Source organism: Lentilactobacillus kefiri (assembly GCF_009739535.1).
GTDB classification, from domain to species: Bacteria; Bacillota; Bacilli; order Lactobacillales; family Lactobacillaceae; genus Lentilactobacillus; species Lentilactobacillus kefiri.
In genome coordinates this window covers 1,639,312-1,656,998 of the sequence record NZ_CP029971.1, presented here as the reverse complement: position 1 = coordinate 1,656,998, position 17,687 = coordinate 1,639,312, and the positions used below count along the sequence as shown (strand labels likewise).

Annotated in this window: 17 protein-coding genes; 9 read left to right on the top strand and 8 right to left on the bottom strand. The window is 42.8% G+C overall.

Going from position 1 to position 17,687, the window contains the following annotated elements; genetic code table 11:
• Positions 1 to 7 precede the first annotated feature (7 nt).
• Genes DNL43_RS07765 through DNL43_RS07755 form a run of 3 tightly spaced genes read left to right on the top strand, consistent with a single transcriptional unit; the run spans position 8 to position 2,589 of the window.
• Positions 8 to 376 (top strand): cupredoxin domain-containing protein, encoded by a 369-nt coding sequence (locus tag DNL43_RS07765; RefSeq protein ID WP_054769129.1) that lies wholly within the window; start codon positions 8 to 10, stop codon positions 374 to 376.
• Between the two features lie 15 nt (positions 377 to 391).
• On the top strand, positions 392 to 664 hold the full coding sequence (locus DNL43_RS07760) for a cupredoxin domain-containing protein (RefSeq protein WP_054769128.1): 273 nt from the start codon (positions 392 to 394) through the stop codon (positions 662 to 664).
• The gene (locus DNL43_RS07755; RefSeq protein WP_082619734.1) at positions 664 to 2,589 is read left to right on the top strand and encodes a copper-translocating P-type ATPase; all 1,926 of its coding nucleotides are present in this window, start codon (positions 664 to 666) and stop codon (positions 2,587 to 2,589) included. The genes DNL43_RS07760 and DNL43_RS07755 overlap by 1 nt, the downstream gene beginning before the upstream one ends.
• Positions 2,590 to 2,687: 98 nt before the next feature.
• Here the strand turns inward: DNL43_RS07755 and DNL43_RS07750 are convergent, their stop codons facing one another.
• On the bottom strand, positions 2,688 to 3,431 hold the full coding sequence (locus DNL43_RS07750; protein ID WP_056982059.1) for a sulfite exporter TauE/SafE family protein: 744 nt from the start codon (positions 3,429 to 3,431) through the stop codon (positions 2,688 to 2,690).
• Between the two features lie 334 nt (positions 3,432 to 3,765).
• Positions 3,766 to 5,310 (bottom strand): ABC-F family ATP-binding cassette domain-containing protein, encoded by a 1,545-nt coding sequence (locus tag DNL43_RS07745; protein ID WP_056982101.1) that lies wholly within the window; start codon positions 5,308 to 5,310, stop codon positions 3,766 to 3,768.
• Between the two features lie 169 nt (positions 5,311 to 5,479).
• Here DNL43_RS07745 and DNL43_RS07740 point away from each other — a divergent pair, with 169 nt between their 5' ends.
• Both DNL43_RS07740 and DNL43_RS07735 read left to right on the top strand, forming a co-directional pair.
• A complete protein-coding gene (locus DNL43_RS07740; RefSeq protein ID WP_056982070.1) occupies positions 5,480 to 5,833 on the top strand; it encodes a VOC family protein in 354 nt (117 codons plus the stop codon).
• Positions 5,834 to 6,508 carry a CPBP family intramembrane glutamic endopeptidase gene (locus tag DNL43_RS07735; RefSeq protein ID WP_056982072.1) on the top strand — a complete coding sequence of 225 codons (675 nt, stop codon included), beginning with the start codon at positions 5,834 to 5,836 and terminating at the stop codon, positions 6,506 to 6,508.
• 49 nt (positions 6,509 to 6,557) lie between these two features.
• Here DNL43_RS07735 and DNL43_RS07730 read toward each other — a convergent pair whose 3' ends face one another.
• On the bottom strand, positions 6,558 to 6,917 hold the full coding sequence (locus DNL43_RS07730) for a YxeA family protein (RefSeq protein ID WP_054769125.1): 360 nt from the start codon (positions 6,915 to 6,917) through the stop codon (positions 6,558 to 6,560).
• A gap of 84 nt (positions 6,918 to 7,001) precedes the next feature.
• Positions 7,002 to 8,183, bottom strand: coding sequence for a DUF2075 domain-containing protein (locus DNL43_RS07725; RefSeq protein WP_056982074.1), 1,182 nt, complete (start codon positions 8,181 to 8,183; stop codon positions 7,002 to 7,004).
• Between the two features lie 134 nt (positions 8,184 to 8,317).
• Here DNL43_RS07725 and DNL43_RS07720 point away from each other — a divergent pair, with 134 nt between their 5' ends.
• Complete coding sequence (locus DNL43_RS07720) at positions 8,318 to 9,898, top strand: amidohydrolase (RefSeq protein WP_054769124.1); 1,581 nt, start codon at positions 8,318 to 8,320, stop codon at positions 9,896 to 9,898.
• Here DNL43_RS07720 and arfA read toward each other — a convergent pair.
• The 3 genes from arfA to DNL43_RS07705 all read right to left on the bottom strand — a co-directional run bounded on the left by arfA (position 9,880) and on the right by DNL43_RS07705 (position 13,955).
• Positions 9,880 to 11,460, bottom strand: a complete 1,581-nt coding sequence (gene arfA, locus DNL43_RS07715) for an arabinosylfuranosidase ArfA (protein WP_275452996.1) — start codon at positions 11,458 to 11,460, stop codon at positions 9,880 to 9,882. The two genes, DNL43_RS07720 and arfA, sit on opposite strands and share 19 nt — an antisense overlap.
• Before the next feature lie 234 nt (positions 11,461 to 11,694).
• The gene (locus DNL43_RS07710) at positions 11,695 to 12,966 is read right to left on the bottom strand and encodes an oligosaccharide MFS transporter (protein WP_056982076.1); all 1,272 of its coding nucleotides are present in this window, start codon (positions 12,964 to 12,966) and stop codon (positions 11,695 to 11,697) included.
• A gap of 23 nt (positions 12,967 to 12,989) precedes the next feature.
• Complete coding sequence (locus DNL43_RS07705) at positions 12,990 to 13,955, bottom strand: glycoside hydrolase family 43 protein (RefSeq protein WP_056982078.1); 966 nt, start codon at positions 13,953 to 13,955, stop codon at positions 12,990 to 12,992.
• A gap of 271 nt (positions 13,956 to 14,226) precedes the next feature.
• On the opposite strand from DNL43_RS07705, the gene DNL43_RS07700 reads away from it, so the two are divergent.
• Both DNL43_RS07700 and DNL43_RS07695 read left to right on the top strand, forming a co-directional pair.
• Positions 14,227 to 15,117, top strand: a complete 891-nt coding sequence (locus tag DNL43_RS07700) for an ArsR/SmtB family transcription factor (protein ID WP_054769123.1) — start codon at positions 14,227 to 14,229, stop codon at positions 15,115 to 15,117.
• Between the two features lie 29 nt (positions 15,118 to 15,146).
• Positions 15,147 to 15,746 carry a hypothetical protein gene (locus DNL43_RS07695; protein WP_225364662.1) on the top strand — a complete coding sequence of 200 codons (600 nt, stop codon included), beginning with the start codon at positions 15,147 to 15,149 and terminating at the stop codon, positions 15,744 to 15,746.
• Between the two features lie 81 nt (positions 15,747 to 15,827).
• Here DNL43_RS07695 and DNL43_RS07690 read toward each other — a convergent pair whose 3' ends face one another.
• Positions 15,828 to 16,541: an alpha/beta hydrolase gene (locus tag DNL43_RS07690; protein WP_056982080.1), complete on the bottom strand. Its 714-nt coding sequence runs from the start codon at positions 16,539 to 16,541 to the stop codon at positions 15,828 to 15,830.
• Positions 16,542 to 16,840: 299 nt separating this feature from the next.
• On the opposite strand from DNL43_RS07690, the gene DNL43_RS07685 reads away from it, so the two are divergent.
• Positions 16,841 to 17,677: an SGNH/GDSL hydrolase family protein gene (locus DNL43_RS07685; RefSeq protein ID WP_225439229.1), complete on the top strand. Its 837-nt coding sequence runs from the start codon at positions 16,841 to 16,843 to the stop codon at positions 17,675 to 17,677.
• Positions 17,678 to 17,687: the final 10 nt, after the last annotated feature.

Sequence of the window (17,687 nt, the reverse complement as noted above, 5' to 3'; positions counted from 1 at the left end):
TGTCGTTTTGAAATTAATTGTATTGATTATCGGACTTTCAATCATCGGATTTATTGGTTGGTGGTTCTTTGGTAAACATGAAGTTGCCGAAGAAAGTGCTGAAGTCGCAGATGATCGTCAAGTGGTCAACGTTGAGGTCAAAGGTGGTTACTCACCCGAAGTCGTGATCCTGAAAAAAGGGGTTCCCGCCACGCTGAATTTTACCCGAAAGGATTCATCATCCTGTTTGGATCGAGTAGTCTTTTCAGACTTTGGCGTCAATCAAGCACTTCCCCAAAATGAAAAGCAGTCAGTCGAAATCGACACAAGTAAGCCCGGCGAATACCAATGGGCATGTGGAATGGATATGTTCCACGGTAAGTTGGTTATCAAATAATTGGAGGAATTCATTATGAATGAAAATAAACAAATAGTTAACGTAACAGTTGCCGGTGGCTATGAACCATCAGTCGTTAAATTAAAGAAAGGCGTCCCCGCCGAAATCAATTTTAAGCGAACCAACGCCCAGGGTTGTTTAGATGTCGTTCATTCAAATGATCTTGGCTTCTCCGAGGAACTCCCACTCAACGTTACCAAGACCGTTCAGGTACCAACGGATCAATCCGGCCAATTCACATTCAGTTGTGGAATGGACATGTTCAGTGGAAAAGTTGAGGTGGAATGATGAGTATTACAAAACGTTTTTGGATTTCATTGGTATTTTCCCTACCAATGTTACTCGAAATGATTCTCAAACTCTTCGGCTGGATGATGCCGGGTGGTGAGTGGACCATGTTTGCCTTAACAACGGTCGTCATGATCGTTGCTGCCGGCCCATTCCTACAGAGTGCCTGGTCATCATTTAAAAAGCACCATTCCAATATGGACACCTTGGTTGCCATCGGGACCACAACCGCATACGTTTACAGCATCTATGCAATGGCAACCCATCAAGCAGTCTTCTTTGAAAGTGCCGCCTTTGTGACGACTTTTGTCCTATTGGGTCAGGTCTTCGAAGAGCGGATGCGCAATAATGCATCCAATGCCGTTGAAAAATTGGTTAACCTTCAAGCAAAGGATGCTGAAGTCATCCGTGATGGCAAAGTTGTGAAGCTGCCGGTTTCTCAGATTGTCGTTGGCGATGAGATTAAGGTTCGTCCTGGTGAGAAGATTGCCGTTGATGGTCAGATTGTCAGTGGATCCTCAACCATCGACGAATCCATGATTACTGGTGAAAGCATGCCGGTTGAGAAAAAGATTGGTGATTCAGTCGTTGGTGCCACGGTTAACGGGACTGGAACGTTCACCTTCAAAGCCAGCAAAGTTGGTAAAAACACGATGTTGTCACAAATCGTTGAGCTGGTTAAAAAGGCCCAAAATAGTCATGCCCCAATTCAGGGATTAACGGATAAGGTATCAGAAATCTTCGTTCCACTGGTATTGATGATTGCCATTTTGACCTTCTTGATTTGGTATGTCTTTATTGGTGCCAGCGTTGCCAGCTCACTGATTTTTGCAGTGTCCGTCGTCGTAATTGCCTGCCCATGTGCACTGGGGCTTGCAACCCCAACCGCATTGATGGTTGGAACCGGCCGCAGTGCCCGGATGGGAATCCTCATCAAAAATGGTGAGGTCTTGGAAGCCGTAAACGATGTTAAAACCGTCATCTTCGACAAAACTGGAACCATTACCGTTGGAAAACCACAAGTAACCGATATCGTCGGTGATAATGAAAAGGTCTTGGCAATTGCCGCCAGCTTGGAACAATCTTCCGAGCATCCCCTGGCAGCTGCGATTATCAAGAAAGCTAAAGATGCCGGAATCTCACTCACCCCTTCACATGATTTCAAAGCCATCGAAGGAAAAGGCATTCAAGCAGTTGTTGAAGGCGAAACATCATTTGTCGGTAACGATAAATTGCTCAATGATGTCAGCGTTAGTGCTAGTCTGAGATCAACTATGATCACCCTCCAGCATGAAGCCAAAACAGTTGTCTTCGTTGGCCAAGGTGATGAAATCATTGGCTTAATTGCGATTCAAGATACGCCAAAGCCAACTTCAAAAGACGCCATCTCTGCTTTGAAGTCTCAAGGATTGAAGACCGTCATGCTGACCGGTGATAATCATGCGGTGGCTCAGGCCGTTGCCGATCAGGTTGGCATTGACCAGGTGGTTGCTGACGTATTACCCGCAGACAAAGCAGAACAGGTCAAGAAGTTTCAGGAATCCGGTAAAGTTGCCTTTGTCGGTGATGGTATCAACGACGCCCCTGCTTTAAGTACCGCTGATGTTGGAATTGCCATGGGATCAGGAACTGATATTGCCATTGAATCCGGTGGCATTGTCCTGGTTAAAAATGATCTTAGAGATGTCTACAAGGCATTGGAGTTGAGCAAAAAGACGTTCAATCGAATCAAGCTCAATTTATTCTGGGCCTTCGTATACAATGTCTTGGGAATCCCAGTAGCTGCCGGTGTCTTTTACTTCATCGGCTTGGCACTCAGTCCTGAATTGGCCGGCCTGGCAATGGCATTAAGTTCATTGTCAGTTGTTACCAGTTCAGTCCTATTGAATCGAACAAAGATTACGCCAAGTGCTGAAGTCGCTTAGGCAGACTTAACTGAAAATGATTTCTCAATATAAAAAGGTTGATCATAAGTGAAAAACTTATGGTCAACCTTTTTTCTGTTCAATCATTTCATAAATAATTACAAATAAGCCTGATACCCCAACACAATGGCCAAGACAACAGCAAATATCCCCACTGCCCGCTTAATGACTGTGGATGGAATATATCTCACGATGATTGGGCCAATATAACCGCCGGTAAACAAGCCAATCAGTAGCGGAATGATGACTCGCCAATCAATTGGAATCGTGCAGATAAACATGATTGCGGCCACGATGTTGTTGCAAAATGATGCGAAATTTCGCATTGAATTATAAATTGCATAGTTTTCATGAACGATTTTGGATAGCACCGCAATCATCAAGAGTCCAGACGCAGCACCAAAATACCCGGCATAAATGCCGACTAAGAATGTACTGAGCCAGCTCACAAAAGTAACCAAGCGAGTGTTAACCGCCTGACGGCCAGCCCGCTTCGGTGTCAAAATCATGATCCCGGCTGCCATGATAAAGACAGGTACAATTTTTTTAAATCCGGAATTGGAACTATGGATCAGAATAATTGCCCCAAACACCCCACCAAGGGTATTTAAGACAGCAATCTGAAATGCTTGTTTCCAGTGACCGTGAAGTTCCCGCAACGATGAGGTAACGGTCCCTAATCCACCACCAACCTGAGCAACCGTAATGGTCGCGTTTGCGGTAATTGGGGCAACGCCAACCGACAGTAAAACCGGATACAGCGTCAAAGATGCCATCCCGACAATCCCGGTCAAAATTCCTGCCAATAAACTCATCAGTACCAAATAAACAATTGAAAGCATCCTTCTCCCCCTCACAGCAACAGCATGTCTGCTCAAGTCGTGCCGACGCTTACTAATAGTTACTTTCATATTAACATTAATTGGCCAAAATTCGGTGCTAAGAACTCGTCGGTTATTCATCATGCTGACAAGCTAATGTTGATTGCCAAAAGAAAACGTTTGCATTTATTTTCTTAGACAAACTCAAGGCACTGAACAGTCAGTAGGGGAAAACTTAATATGCCTTGAGTTGTTGGTGCAAATTTATTTTACAATAAGTTAACAGCGTAAATCAAGGATTATTTTTGGTATAAAAAGTCCCGCACGGGTTTATTTCCGCATGGGGCTCATTTGATTATCTTTGTGATTCATCCCGGATAACCGGTTTTTCTTTTAAACTTAATTGTTCAACATTCAAGACCTTATCAACCAAGCCGTCGTAAAAACTCGACTCATGGCTGACGATAATCAGGTTGCCGGGGAAACGGTCAAGTGCCCGCTTCAAGGCTTCCTTGGTTTCTTCGTCCAAATGGTTGGTAGGCTCATCCATGATCAGGAAGTTGGTTGGTGTAAATTCCATCATCGCCAACTTGACCTTGGTCTGCTCACCACCGGAAAGCTCGCCAATCGGCTTAATGGCGTTGGCCGCATCCAAACCACACTTGGCAAGTTTAGTCCGGATGGTCCGTTGATTAAGCTTTGGAAACTTGTCGGAAATAATCTGCATAGGGGTCATGCGGTTATTATCCCATTCAAGTTCCTGACTGAAGTAACTGATGTGAGACGATGGCGAAAACTTGGCGGTTCCGCCCTTTGCGGGAATCTTGCCTAAAATCGACTTGATCAAAGTTGATTTACCAACTCCGTTGAAACCGGCAAAGCCGAATTTCTCACCCATCGAAATGGTGAAGGTTACGGGCTTTAATAATGGCTTATTGTATCCAACCGATAAATGATCAACCGTCAAAGCTTCGTGAGAACCAGTTTCTTCATACGGAAAGTTGAAACTTACCTTGATATTAGTTGAAGGCGGATCAATTTTCTCCATATGCGACAGCTTTTTCTCTCGTGATTTGGCCATCGTTGACTTTGAACCAGCCTTGTTCTTACGGATAAAGCGCTCGGCCTTTTCAATTTCAACCTGTTGCTTATCATATTCACGCTGCTGGAACTCTTCACGTTCGGCACGTTGTCTCATGGCCTGCTTGAAGCTGCCACGGTACTTGGTAATCTTACCAAAGGCAACGTTGATGATACAGTTGGTGATCTTTTCCAAGAAATCATAATCATGGGAAACCACCAGTGCTGAACCGGAGAAACCGTTCAAATAATCAACCAGCCAGTCAATCTGGGCTGTATCCAAATAGTTGGTAGGCTCATCAAGCAGGATGACATCAGGATCGGCAAGCAGCATTTTCGCCAAAATAATCTTGGAACGCTGACCACCGGACATCTTTCCAACCAAATGATCTCGGCCGATGTTAACCAAGCCCAAGCCGGTAATGGTCTGTTCAATTCGGGTATCAATGTTATAAAAGTCGCTGGAATCCAAAATATCTTGAAGCTTCCCAGCTCGTTCCAACAATTTGTCATCGGCGGTTTCAGCGTACTTGTTATACAGTGCGTTCAACTGGTCGTTGGTTTTATAAAGGTCGGCAAATGCCGTTCTCAAAAAATCAATGAGGGTAATGTCCTCATCAACGTCGGCATACTGATCCAAATAACCAATTTTGACGTTTTTCTGCCACTTTATATCTCCAGAAAGAGGCAGTTCACTTCCGGTAATGATCTTAATCAGCGTTGATTTTCCAACTCCGTTTTGACCTACCACGCCCATGTGCTCGCCTTTTTCAAGCGTAAATTCGGCATCTTTATACAGATCTTTCTCGGCAAAGCTCATTGAAAGATTTGATACGGATAATAATGGCAAAAAAGTTCACTCCTTAATTAAATCGAATACTACATACATTTTGTTACGTTACTCTTGTTTCCTATTGTAGTCGAACTAATCGTGCGAAGAAAGGCTGAAGGGTTATAATATAAATATCACTTTTAAAGGATGAATAACAATGAATATTAGAGAAATTGAGTATATTACGATCCCCGTATCAGATTTAGAAGCCAGCTTACGCTTTTACCATGAAGTTTTTGATCTTAGAATCGTTGATTTACCAAATGGTGATAAGGGTGCCGACTTGAACAAAATGTTTTTGGATTTTCGTAAGGAAGATACAGTAGATAATCCAATCTCATTTGGCTTAATCGCTAAAGATAAAATGGCCGACATCAAAGCGCACCTGATTAATTATTTTGTCGATATTGTTGACGAACCAACCCAAAAAACTGAAGTAAGGAGAAACGTTAACTCGATTACGATCCTTGATCCCGATAAGAACCGCATTGAGGTTAACGAGTTTAGATAAATGGACAAAACCAGGTATCTCACAACTAAATCACTCCAGATTCTAAAATTCGTGGGATTTCTGGCAGTTTACCTGATCGTCGAATCCGTGTTTGAAATTGCCAGCGACTACATTAAGAATCCCTTGTCGGCCCGTCATCTGCTTGGCTTGTCATTAGTACTGATTGCTGGTGGACTGTCACTAATTGGTTGGCGCTACGGCAAACAGCTCGAGGCAAACAATCCCAGAAAGATTGGCAGAAAGAAGCCGACAGCGAAGCGAATCTCCCAGTTAATCTGGCTGTTTATTTTGATGACACTTGTCCAAATGGCTTGGCAATGGTTAATTGCCAAGCACATTCTCACCATGCCAAGCAACCAGCAGGCGGTCAACGCTGCCCAAATGAAGAACCCAGTACTAAATATTTTCTTTGCCGGTTTTTTGGCACCGATTTTCGAGGAACTGATCTTCAGAGGAATCTTTATGAATTACTTTTTCAATAACGATAATCGGCTGAATAATATTTTGGCCGTTCTTGTCAGCGGAGCGATCTTCGGCTTTGCCCATGAATTAAGTTTTGATTGGACTTGGATCATGTATTCATTGCTGGGCTGCTGCCTGTCATTTGCCTACATGCATTTCAGAGATATTCGCTACAGCATTGCGCTTCACATGATGAATAATTTAATTCCTTAGTTTAAAGGAGGCAGCCATCAACTCGGCTGCCTCCTTTATTATCTCAAAATTATTTTGCATTCGTAATCTTTTCTCTTGCTGTCTTGGGGATTTGGTTATAAGAAACCTGTTCGTATCCGGTAACCTTTTTTGCCCGTGACCAGCCAATCTTGATAAACCGATTCTTTACAAATTTATGGCCGCCAATGGAACCGACTTCCATTTGTTTATGGTTGCCATCTTTATCCCAACCGTCAATCTTGTAATAGTATCTGTTGTGATAGCCTGCAGGGGCCTTTTCGGTTCTTTCGATTTGGCCACTAACCTGACCATAATAATAGGTTTTACCGTAATTATGGTGGTACCAAACACCACCCAGGACACCTAAAACAACAATCACCACAAGAACAATCATACTATTTTTCTTCATTTTAAATCTCCTGTCAATTAATCATGATTTGAACAAAGGATAACGAAATAGTAAATATATGTCAATCAATCCGAATTCGAAAGATTAGCCGTTCATCCGTTCCAAATAGCTTTCAAGCTTGGGATCATGGGCATGCAGATACATTCCCTTAATCCCTCGACGCAATAACACGTTCAGCGAATTTCTCAACAGTTCGACTTTGCTGGCCTCATAGTCTTCGGGAGTCATATCCGACCGGTGCTTGAAAATCTCAACGTCGGTAACCTTGCTTGGGTCAACCCCCAACCGGTTATCGTCGGTCAAATAAAATGGCGGGCCGATAATGATGCCAATATAGTTCAAATCAAATCCCTGAACAGTATAAATACTACCGACTTCATTAATCGTCTGTGGCTGTTCTGCCCAAGGGGTGCTGGTGAAATTGTACTGATCCCAGGGCAGATGGAAGTTGCCTTCGTTAACCAAATGCTTACCGCCATCCAAAGTTGATGGATAGCCACTGGTTGAGGTCATCCGTGACAAGCCATACTGATTATTCTTCTTGATAATTGTTTGAAACATTTTTTGCGCATCAGCAAATATCTGAAAGTCATAATCACCAATATCTTGGGGAACCGGTCCAATCACATCACCATCGATAAAATGATCCAGCCAATCCATCAATTTGGGACTGGCCTGCATCCGAAACTGTTGTTTCAGGTGTACCAAATCATGAGGATATGGTGCGATCAACTTTTCCAGGCGGGCTTTGTTCCAAAAACTCTTGGTCCGCAATACCTGGTGGGGATCAAACACAACGATCGTCACCCGGCTTAACTGGATAATATCTTCCAACTGATTCTGGCCGTAATAATTGTTGTAGTGATCAGGCTTGCTCAATAACAAATGGGCCTCGTCAACGACTGTTAAATTAACGTGTTTATCCTGCTTATGCATTTGATTAATGAAGCTGGTTGGACGCTGATAATATTTTTTCAGCATATGTGGGGTCTGCCCAGCAAGTTCCCGATAGACCTTCAGCAATTCCGGATGATTAACCAGGAAATATGAATCATCAACTTCCTGAGCCAATTTGGTGAACAACTGATTTAAAATCAGACTTTTCCCGGTTCCGGCATCCCCCATCAAAACAAACACCGCGTGCCCGTCTTCCTTGAGGTGTGTCCGAGTGAACTCATCAATTTGTTTGAGGACCGCCTTTTGATGATCGGTCAGTTCAATGTTTTTCGAAAATGCATTTAAAGTGTGCGATTCCAAAGATTCCATCAGTCTGCTCCTTCACTAAAGCTAATACTTTAATGATAGCTTTTTACGAATTCAATTTCCACAAAGATAGGGCTTGCAATCGCTACCATTATGACTAAATAATAGACTTAAATCGATCTTACAGGAGAATTGCTATGTCAACTTTCATTAACGGAAAAATATTCACCGGAGCTGATGCCAACACTTTTGCTTCGGCCATGACAATCAAAGACGGTCAAGTGGTTTGGGTTGGCGATACAAGTGACGTCAACGACAGCGATGCCATTGATTTGAAGAATCAAACTGTCCTGCCGGGCTTGATTGACGTTCATACGCATCCCAAATACATTGCGGATGCCCTTCACGGGGTTGCCTGCACACCGCCGAACGTCAACAGTATCGCTGACATGCAGGAGGCGCTGCGAAACTCACCGGCATTTGGTCAGGGCCCCAACACCTGGATCGAAGGCTGGGGATTTGATGAAACGAAATTAGCCGAACATCGAACACCGACTGTGGATGACCTGGATAAGGTTTCCACCACCCAGCCGATTTTTATCTATCGTTCCGACTGTCACTCCTCTGTCGGCAATTCCAAAGCCCTTGAAATGGCGGGCATCACGGCTACGACACCGGATCCGGTGGGCGGCTTTATCGGCCATTTTCCAGACGGTAGGCCCAATGGCTACATGAAGGAAGTCGCCGCCACCCAGCTGCTCATCAAAGCCAAATCGGCTCAAAGTTACCAAGCCGACGTGGATAACATGGTCAACAGCTCCGATCATTATCTGAAAAACGGGATTGTTGCCATTGGTGAAATGATGGGCCGAATCCGCCCATATGATTCTCTAAAACTCTATCAGGATTCTGTTCAAGCTGGCTTTAAACCCAAAACATCAATTTACTACGTCTATGATGAGGTTGCCGGCAACAACCGGCTCCAGCCGACCAATGACGATCAGTTGCGAATTGCCGGGATTAAAGTCTTCATGGATGGCAGTATTTCCGGCGAAACGGCTTATAACAGCCAACCGTATCCCAGCGGCAAGCAAGGCGTCAGCTTAACCAATGCGACCAAGCTCAAACAAGCTGTCGAATATGCCAAGCAACATGACTTACAGGTTGCCATTCACGCAATGGGTGACGCCGCCATTCAATTGATCCTGGATACGACTGACAATATGAAGCCGTGGCTGTCCGACCAGCCTTCGATTCGAATTGAGCACGCGTCAATTCTATCAGACAGGATGCTTGATCAGATTCAAGCGGCAACCATGAATTACGCCTTGGTGACTCAGCCAATTTTCTTCTTTGCAGAAGACGAATCTTATCGCAGCTACCTTTCACCTGAGCAGTTCAAGCAAATCTACCGAGTGAAATCAATGATGGCCACCAAAGCCGAGTTTGCCCTGAGTTCCGATGCTCCCTGCACGCCTTGGGCCGAACCAGACAGCCCATTTGTCAATATCTATGCAGCTGTGACCAGAACCGCGGTCAACGGTGATATCGTTAATCCATCGGAAGCCATCAATGTGCCTGATGCAGTCTTTGCTTATACCAACTGGCCGGCAAAAATCGGTGGTTTTCATCAAAACGGCTTGCTGGCGCCAGGTTATGCCGGTGACTTTGTTGTGCTGGATCAAGATATTTTCACGATTCCACATAATGACATCAAGAACGTCCGAGTCAAAGAAACCTGGATGGTTGGAAAACGAGTTTATAAAGTAACCAAATAGTCATGCAACAAATAATAAAAAGTCGGGTACTGAATTTCTTCAGTACCCGACTTTTTATACTTTATTATTTCATCATTCACATTAATTCGAATAACATCCCAAGAAAGTGGTTGCAATTCTGCACTGACTTTATCATCAGAAACGGTGACGTTATCCAGTGAGTTAACTTGCATCGACTGATCCTCGTTTGTTTTCATTAAATCATAACCACAGAACTGAGTAGCTTCCTTCAATCCTTTAACATCAAAGTTTTGAATTGTTGACTCAAAGTCGACTTTTTCTTTTGACTTATTCACAACAAAGATTGTCAGTACCCCGTTATCGTCATACGTAGCGACTGAGTCGGTATACGGAACCTCATAATCTTTTGCTTGATATGTCGGCACATCGGCTTTAACGCTCAACGCAGTTCCCCGACCAAAGTTTGAAGCCTGCATAAACGGATAGAAAATGGATTGATACCAGACAGAAGGCGTCCCATCGGTATTTGTCATGATTGGTGCAATGACATTGACCAGCTGGGCAAGGCATCCGATCTTAACTCGATCGGCATGCTTCATGAGTGTAATTGCCAAGCTGCCGACCAGCAAGGCGTCCATAAAGTTGTAATGATCTTCAAGCAGATGTGGCGCTACCTGCCAAGGAGCCTGCTTTTCATCTGCTGCCTTGGAATGATACCAAACATTCCACTCGTCAATGGAAAGGTTAATTTGTTTCTTGCTGTGGCGACGCGCTTTAACGGCATCACAAATGTTGGCAACGTCTGTAATGAAGTGATCAAAATCAACGGATTTCCCTAAGAATTCTCCCAAATCATGATCGGAGTCATCGTAGTACTGGTGTAAGGACAAGTAATCAACATTATCATATGCCTGGTCCAACAATGTTTCTTCCCAAGTACCAAAGGTATTGATTTGGTGAGATGAGCTTCCACATGCAATCAATTCAATATCCGGATCAATCAGGCGCATGGCTTTAGCCGTTTCGTCAGCCAACCGGCCATATTCATAAGCGGTCTTATGACCAATCTGCCATGGACCGTCCATTTCATTGCCTAATGACCAAACTTTGATATTAAATGGCTTTTCCGCACCGTTTTGACGACGCAAGTCACTCCAATAAGTGCCTTTAGGGAAGTTGCAGTACTCAATCAAGTTGCGGGCTGCATCAATACCCCGAGTTCCAAGGTTGACAGCCATATCTGGTTCAGTACCAACCTTCTTTGCCCACTTCATGAACTCATGAATGCCAAATTGATTGGTCTCTTTGCTTCGCCATGCCAATTCAAGTCTGGTTGGCCGCTGGTCTTTAGGGCCAATACCATCTTCCCAGTTATATGCGGAAACAAAGTTCCCACCGGGATAGCGGACCAATGGCACGTTCAGCTTTTTAACGGCATCAATAACATCTGTTCGAAAGCCGTCTTCATCTGCAGTTGGATGATCCGGTTGATAAATGCCTTCATAAATTGATCGACCAAGGTGTTCAGCGAATGAGCCCCATATTCTGGGATCGATTTTTGAAACGACTTGATCGCGGTCAATGGTTAATTTTGATTTGATAATGAATTCCTCCTTAATTTAGTAGAGAAAACCTGGGAAAAGTCCCAATACATAAATTATAAAAGTACCCTATTTAAAATCAAGTTAATTATGAATGCCCTTTCAAAATGTTTTGAAGTATTAAAAAAACGCAAGTGAGATCACTTGGACTAAATTCAGCTTTCAAAAGAAAAATGACACCCAATTGAATTGGATGTCATTTTGATTGTTTATTGATTGAAAAGCTTATCTAAATCAAGCTTTAGTGTTTCCTTCTTTATCAACTTCACCTGCTTGAACAGGGTCTTCCTTCTTCAAAGTAAATGCAGCGAAGATAGTAACAACGGCAACGATTGCACCAAGAATTAAGTATGTGTGGTAGAAACCAATTGAGTCGTACATGTTACCTGCCAATGCTGAAAAGACGAAGACTGAAATCTGTTTGGCAAAGTTTGAAGCCAGTGCGTAAACAGTAGCATAAACTCGAATATCGAAAGCTCCGGCAATATATTTCATGATTGAAACAAGTACCAAAGGCATTTCGAATCCGGCCAACAGACGAAGGACGATAACCCAGATTAAACTTGGTGATAAGGCACTACCGATAATCCGAACAGCCAAGATACAGCCATAAGCGATCAAACCATTTCGTGAACCAATCTTGTTAATGATCCATGGCATTGGGATCATAAGTAAGAATTCCAATCCAATTTGTGCAGTGGTCATGTAGCTGTATGCCTGTGTACCTTGGGCAGCTGTGTTAAAGAATGTCTTGAAGAAAATAATGAATTGTTGATCAAAAACATCATAAATCGCTGAAGCACCGATGTAGAAGATTGATAGGTACCAGAAGTTCTTCATCTTGAAGATTTTACCGATTTGCTTCATGTCAAGCTTGTTTGAAGTGTTACCAGCAGCTGCAGCGTTATCCATATCGATTTTGTCACTGAACAACAGTAAACCAGTCAAAATGGTTGCTGAAATTGAACATGCCCAGAAAATTGCATTTGGTTGCCAAATGAATAATTGACCACCTAAGAATGAAGCGCACATTCCGGCTAATGAGCCACCCATTCGTGAGTGACCATATTCAAAGTGGTTAGCCAAGCTGGCACGTTGAACATATTGTTCAATAACTGAAACACCTCCGTTGAAGATGAAGCAAAGGAAGATACCTGTAATAATGGCAACTAACATTGAGTTAATGTGCATTAATGGTAAGAAGACCCACTGGAAGTATGGTCCAATTAACATAGCAGCGATGGAAATCATAAATAGCAAATTCTTTTTGAAAACTAATTTATCTGACCAGATACCAAATACTGGTTGGAATAATAATGAAAGTCCTGACATAGCTGAGAACACAATCCCGGCTTCGGCGCCGTTCATATGACCAACTTGTTCCATCCAAAGTGTTAAATAACCGAAGATAATCTGCCACATGAAGAAGTAAGTAAAGTGGGTAAATGGGAATCCCCAGAAATTCTTACTCTCCTGTTTTTTAGGTGCTTTTGCACTATTTTGCATAATTAAATGCATCCTGAAGTTTATTAATCATAGTTATAAGGAACTGGTTTACCAAAGTTAGGGGTCCCATCGTCATTCCAAGTGAATGCTTGAACCTTTGTATGACGGTTTGGATCGTATAATGGATCACCCTTAATTTCGGTATAATCACGGCAATGGTAAACAAGAATATCGGTCTTGCCGTCTTCACCGATCGTAAATGAGTTATGCCCTGGGCCATATTGATGAGTAGCCATATCACTTTGGAAAACAGGCTTCTTAGATTTTGTCCAATTGCTTGCATCCAACAGATCCTGGTCATCAGGAATACTTAACATTCCCATTGCATAGTGTTCATCGGTTGCACTTGCTGAGTATGTCAGGAAGAAACGTCCATTACGGTGAATAACTGCTGGTCCTTCATTTACCCAAAATCCGATGGTTTCCCAATCAAATTCAGGCTTTGAAAGCATGACCGGTTTTGTTTTGAGTGTCCATGGATTTTCCATTTCAGCAATGTACAAGTTCGAATTGCCCTTAATGGCCGGATCCTTTTGTGCCCAAACGTAGTAAAGTTTGTCATTTGCTTCAAAGCAGGTTGCATCCAGCGAAAAACTGTCCATGCCGGTTTTTACCTGACCATGTTCTGTCCAATCATCCTCACTACGCATTGGATCTGGATTATCACATTCGATACAGAACATTCTGTGTTGGAACATGCCGTTCTTATCTAAAGCGGTTGTTTCAGCAGCGGCAAAGTAGATAAACCACTTACCGTCAATATAATGAATTTCCGGTGCCCAGATCAGTTGGCTCATGGGACCGCTTTCATGCTTGCGCCAAATTGTCCGTGGAGCAGCATGAGCTAATCCTTCCAAGGTTTTAGCTCGGCGGATTTCAATTAAGTTGTATGCAGGGACTGACGCGGTGAAATAGTAGTAACCATCCGTATGCTTGTAAATGTATGGGTCTGCCCGCTGAACAATCAGCGGATTCGTATAGACTGTCATATAAAATCCTCTTTTCTTTTAATTATTTGGTAACCGTTCGATCACCAATGCACATACTTATAATATTTCGTGTTTGTACTTTCAACAAGCTATTATGTAAATGTTTTGAATGTTTTTGACTTAAAATCGTAGTTTTGCTAAGATAAAGGTGTTTCGAAAACGGTTTCAGCTTTACGATCAACATTTATGTTGATTTAAAAGCTTAAAATATCCATGAATTAAAGAATAACTAATTTAACAATTACCAAACTTTGAACAGGAGGTCACAAATTTGGACTTAGATATTTCCAACGACTCTCTGGAAGTCTATAAGGCGCTGGCAAGCCCAGTTAGAATCCAAATCATCCAGGCACTGTCATCTAAACGAATGAGTGTCCAGGAGTTATCACACAAATTAAAGTTAAGCAGTACGATCATTCTGATGCACCTCAACAAACTTGCAGATGCTGGAATTATCGGCTTTGAACGCCAAGGCCACAGCAAAATTTCTTATCTGAAAGTCGACAACATTAATGTTCATTTTCCAACAACAATCTATCCGGCATTTGCGGAATACCAGACTCAAGTTCCGGTTGGCCAGTTTACGGATTATTCCGTGACTCCCTCTTGTGGCCTTGCCGGTAAAAACGACTACATTGGAAGAGTCGACAACCCCAAGTATTTCATGAGTCCAGACCGCATTAAAGCCGGAATGATCTGGTGGACCGATGGGTTCGTTGAATACCAATTTCCCAACTATCTGGAAGAAAAAGACAAGCTGGAAATGCTGGATCTCTCCATGGAACTGGGTTCCGAATTCCCATTTTCCAACAATGTTTGGCCTTCTGACATTACCTTTTACATTAATAATGTTGAAGTTGGGACATGGACGAGTCCCGGCGATTTCTCCGATATTCGTGGAAAATACACCCCTGCCTGGGTACCAGATAACGTTAACCAATACGGTCAATTAAAAGTCGTTCGTGTTACCGATCATGGAAGCTACCTGGATGGTCAACCGTTCACCGACGTTTCAATTGATGACATTGATTGGAAACAGCCAACCTTTACCGTCCGCTTTGCCATCAAAGACAATGCAAAACATAAAGGTGGCTGCACAATTTTTGGCCATGGGTTTGGCAATTATGATCAAGATATTCAAATGAAGCTTTTTCATAGCTAACAGAAATAAGAATAGGATGGCGATTATTTATGGAGTTTGAAGATCGGATGCGGGAATTCATTTTAAGCTTCCTGGAGACTCAGCCCAATCAGGTTAATTTAAAGACCGTTCAGAAATTAATTGATTACGGCAAGAACAATAACTATCGAGCCCCAAGGATTTTAAATGAGTTGGCAAAGTTGGATCAAAAGCATGAACAGGTATTAACGGCTACCTTTGATATTGATTTCGTAGATGGCGTAAAATTATTTGATAATCATGCAACAAAATGGCTAACCCCAAAAGGAGAAGCCTACCTGCAAGAACTTAAACAGCAACAAAGCAAAAATGATGCCATCAACTTCCCCCATGAAGAAGCCGTGTCAGAGGCAACCCAGTTTGACGGTTATCTCTCACAATTGACTTCTATTAGTGGCTCGTTAAAAAGTCACTCTGAAAAAGTCACTCTTCAAGAATTTGCGTTGGAATTGCGCCACTTACTAGCTGATACTAAGAAGCTGGACAAAGGTGCCCTCAATAAATTCAAACCATTTGTCGACCGCAATTGGAACCAGCTTTCAATGCCGATGACTCCAATCCTGGTTGAACTGTCGCGCCGGTTCTTAATCGAAAATAGTTATGATGATTAAATCATCTCCATCAAAAATAGCACCAAGCCCGGTTAAACCCGTAGCTTGGTGCTATTGTGTTTTAAATTAAATCAATTTAATTTACTTCAAACTTGCCAACCATTCCAAGCATAATGGGAACCACTTGGCAAAGTGCGCATCGGTTCGATCCCGGTTGACAACCCCAACAAATTTGTTGGCTAAGCTAAAGCCGTGGCCACCGGTACTGAATAGGTGAACTTCAAAGTTAACACCATCCTTATACAAAGCATCGGTGTACGGATAAATATGGTCGACATAAGGAGCCAATTCATCCCCACGGGCACCGAAAATAAAGGTTGGTGGTGTGTTCTTGGTTACCTGCTTGGTAACATCTTCACTTTGAATGCCAATCTTTTCATCCAAAGCTTGAGTCAAAACTGGGTAGCCTAACACGGCAAATTTAGCTTTGGTGTCAGGTTCGTTTGAATAAGCAGCTGCCAATTGACCACCGGCGGAAAAGCCGATGATACCGAGCTTATTGGTATCAACGTTCAAGTCCTTGGCATTCTTTGTAATGTAGTCAAAAGCCATCTCAATGCTCTTTTTGGCTTCTTGATAATTTTTCTTTTCATTAACCGGATATTCAACCACAAATGCTTGATAACTCTTGGTCAAGAATGTCAAAGCAACTCGGGCTGCATCCCGTTCTTTAAATGTTTTGTAACTACCGCCGGGAATCACAACAATCCCGGGTAAGGCAACGTCGCTGTCAGCGTCATAAATATCTAATTTGATGCCTTTTTCTTCATCAAATACAACTTGTTTAAAATTCATAAAATCACCTCATCTACTATGATAAGTTGCGACTGGCCAAAATACCATTAGAAAAACTTTCCATCTTCAATTAAGCTTACTCTCTCATAGCCTCAACACAGGTATTCTAATTATTTATAGGCATATTACAGAAATTTATAACCTTTACCGAGGTTTTGTCGTATAATATTAAAGTTAATTGCGAAAATGCGCCATAGAGCCATTTTCATCGATGAATTTAAAAAGAACCATTTGATTTCAATATGATCCAAATTGTTTTGGGGTTATATGTTCAATATTTTGTTCTGGGGAGAAAGTCAATGTTCAAATTTTTTAATAAGTATGTCGCTTACGGGGCAGTCTTTTTAGCATCGTTTGCCATCACTTCGTTTGCCTTCAATATCGAGAGTCAGCCCGCCAGCCGGACCACCGCGAACACATCGAAGGTTCAAGTCAGCTACACAACTCAAGTATTGCCGCATGCCTATGCATTAAAAAAGGATGCCAAAATATACACCGATGTCCACCTGACCAAGTCAATCAGTCCGAAGCATTATTTAAAGACGACTTGGTACCGAACCGAAGAAGTTGATCTGACTTTAGATGGTAAAACCCGAAAGGTCTTCAAGGTTACCAATACTGATCAGACCCACTCGTTCTTTGTTCTGGAATCTCAACTGATGGGGATTGATTCAAAATCATATAACGTGAAATTAAAAGTGGCTAAAAACCACTTCCTCGGTCAAAAGATTGGTGTCCTTGGCGACTCCATTCCAGCAGGCTGGGACGGTTTCCACTTTTATTCCCACAGTTCTTATCCTGACTGGGTTGGAAAATACCTTGGTACAGGTACAACAACCATTGATTTAGCCTGCCCAAGCGGTCGGATTGTTGGTAAACGTTGGGCTTATCTGGGAAAGGAACACCTTCCTCAAGACTTGCCGGCCGTGGTTGCTGCCCGTAAGAGTCAAATCAAGAAGATGAACATCATCTTCATTCATATTGGTACCAACGACTACACGAATGGTTCCGGATCAGGTTCGTTGACCAACGTCATTCGTCATCTGCGCACGAGCTTGAAAGCCGTTCAGGCAATCACCCCCCCACGCTCAGATTTACGGTATCCTACCAATTTCTCGATACGATGCCAATGGTGAAAATCGTCAA

Coding starts and splice junctions, on each gene's coding strand:
- DNL43_RS07760 (WP_054769128.1), top strand. CDS start 392: ATGAATGAAAATAAACAAATAGTTAACGTAACAGTTGCCGGTGGCTAT.
- DNL43_RS07755 (WP_082619734.1), top strand. CDS start 664: ATGAGTATTACAAAACGTTTTTGGATTTCATTGGTATTTTCCCTACCA.
- DNL43_RS07750 (WP_056982059.1), bottom strand. CDS start 3,431: ATGCTTTCAATTGTTTATTTGGTACTGATGAGTTTATTGGCAGGAATT.
- DNL43_RS07745 (WP_056982101.1), bottom strand. CDS start 5,310: ATGAGCTTTGCCGAGAAAGATCTGTATAAAGATGCCGAATTTACGCTT.
- DNL43_RS07740 (WP_056982070.1), top strand. CDS start 5,480: ATGAATATTAGAGAAATTGAGTATATTACGATCCCCGTATCAGATTTA.
- DNL43_RS07735 (WP_056982072.1), top strand. CDS start 5,834: ATGGACAAAACCAGGTATCTCACAACTAAATCACTCCAGATTCTAAAA.
- DNL43_RS07730 (WP_054769125.1), bottom strand. CDS start 6,917: ATGAAGAAAAATAGTATGATTGTTCTTGTGGTGATTGTTGTTTTAGGT.
- DNL43_RS07725 (WP_056982074.1), bottom strand. CDS start 8,183: ATGGAATCTTTGGAATCGCACACTTTAAATGCATTTTCGAAAAACATT.
- DNL43_RS07720 (WP_054769124.1), top strand. CDS start 8,318: ATGTCAACTTTCATTAACGGAAAAATATTCACCGGAGCTGATGCCAAC.
- DNL43_RS07710 (WP_056982076.1), bottom strand. CDS start 12,966: ATGCAAAATAGTGCAAAAGCACCTAAAAAACAGGAGAGTAAGAATTTC.
- DNL43_RS07705 (WP_056982078.1), bottom strand. CDS start 13,955: ATGACAGTCTATACGAATCCGCTGATTGTTCAGCGGGCAGACCCATAC.
- DNL43_RS07695 (WP_225364662.1), top strand. CDS start 15,147: ATGGAGTTTGAAGATCGGATGCGGGAATTCATTTTAAGCTTCCTGGAG.
- DNL43_RS07690 (WP_056982080.1), bottom strand. CDS start 16,541: ATGAATTTTAAACAAGTTGTATTTGATGAAGAAAAAGGCATCAAATTA.
- DNL43_RS07685 (WP_225439229.1), top strand. CDS start 16,841: ATGTTCAAATTTTTTAATAAGTATGTCGCTTACGGGGCAGTCTTTTTA.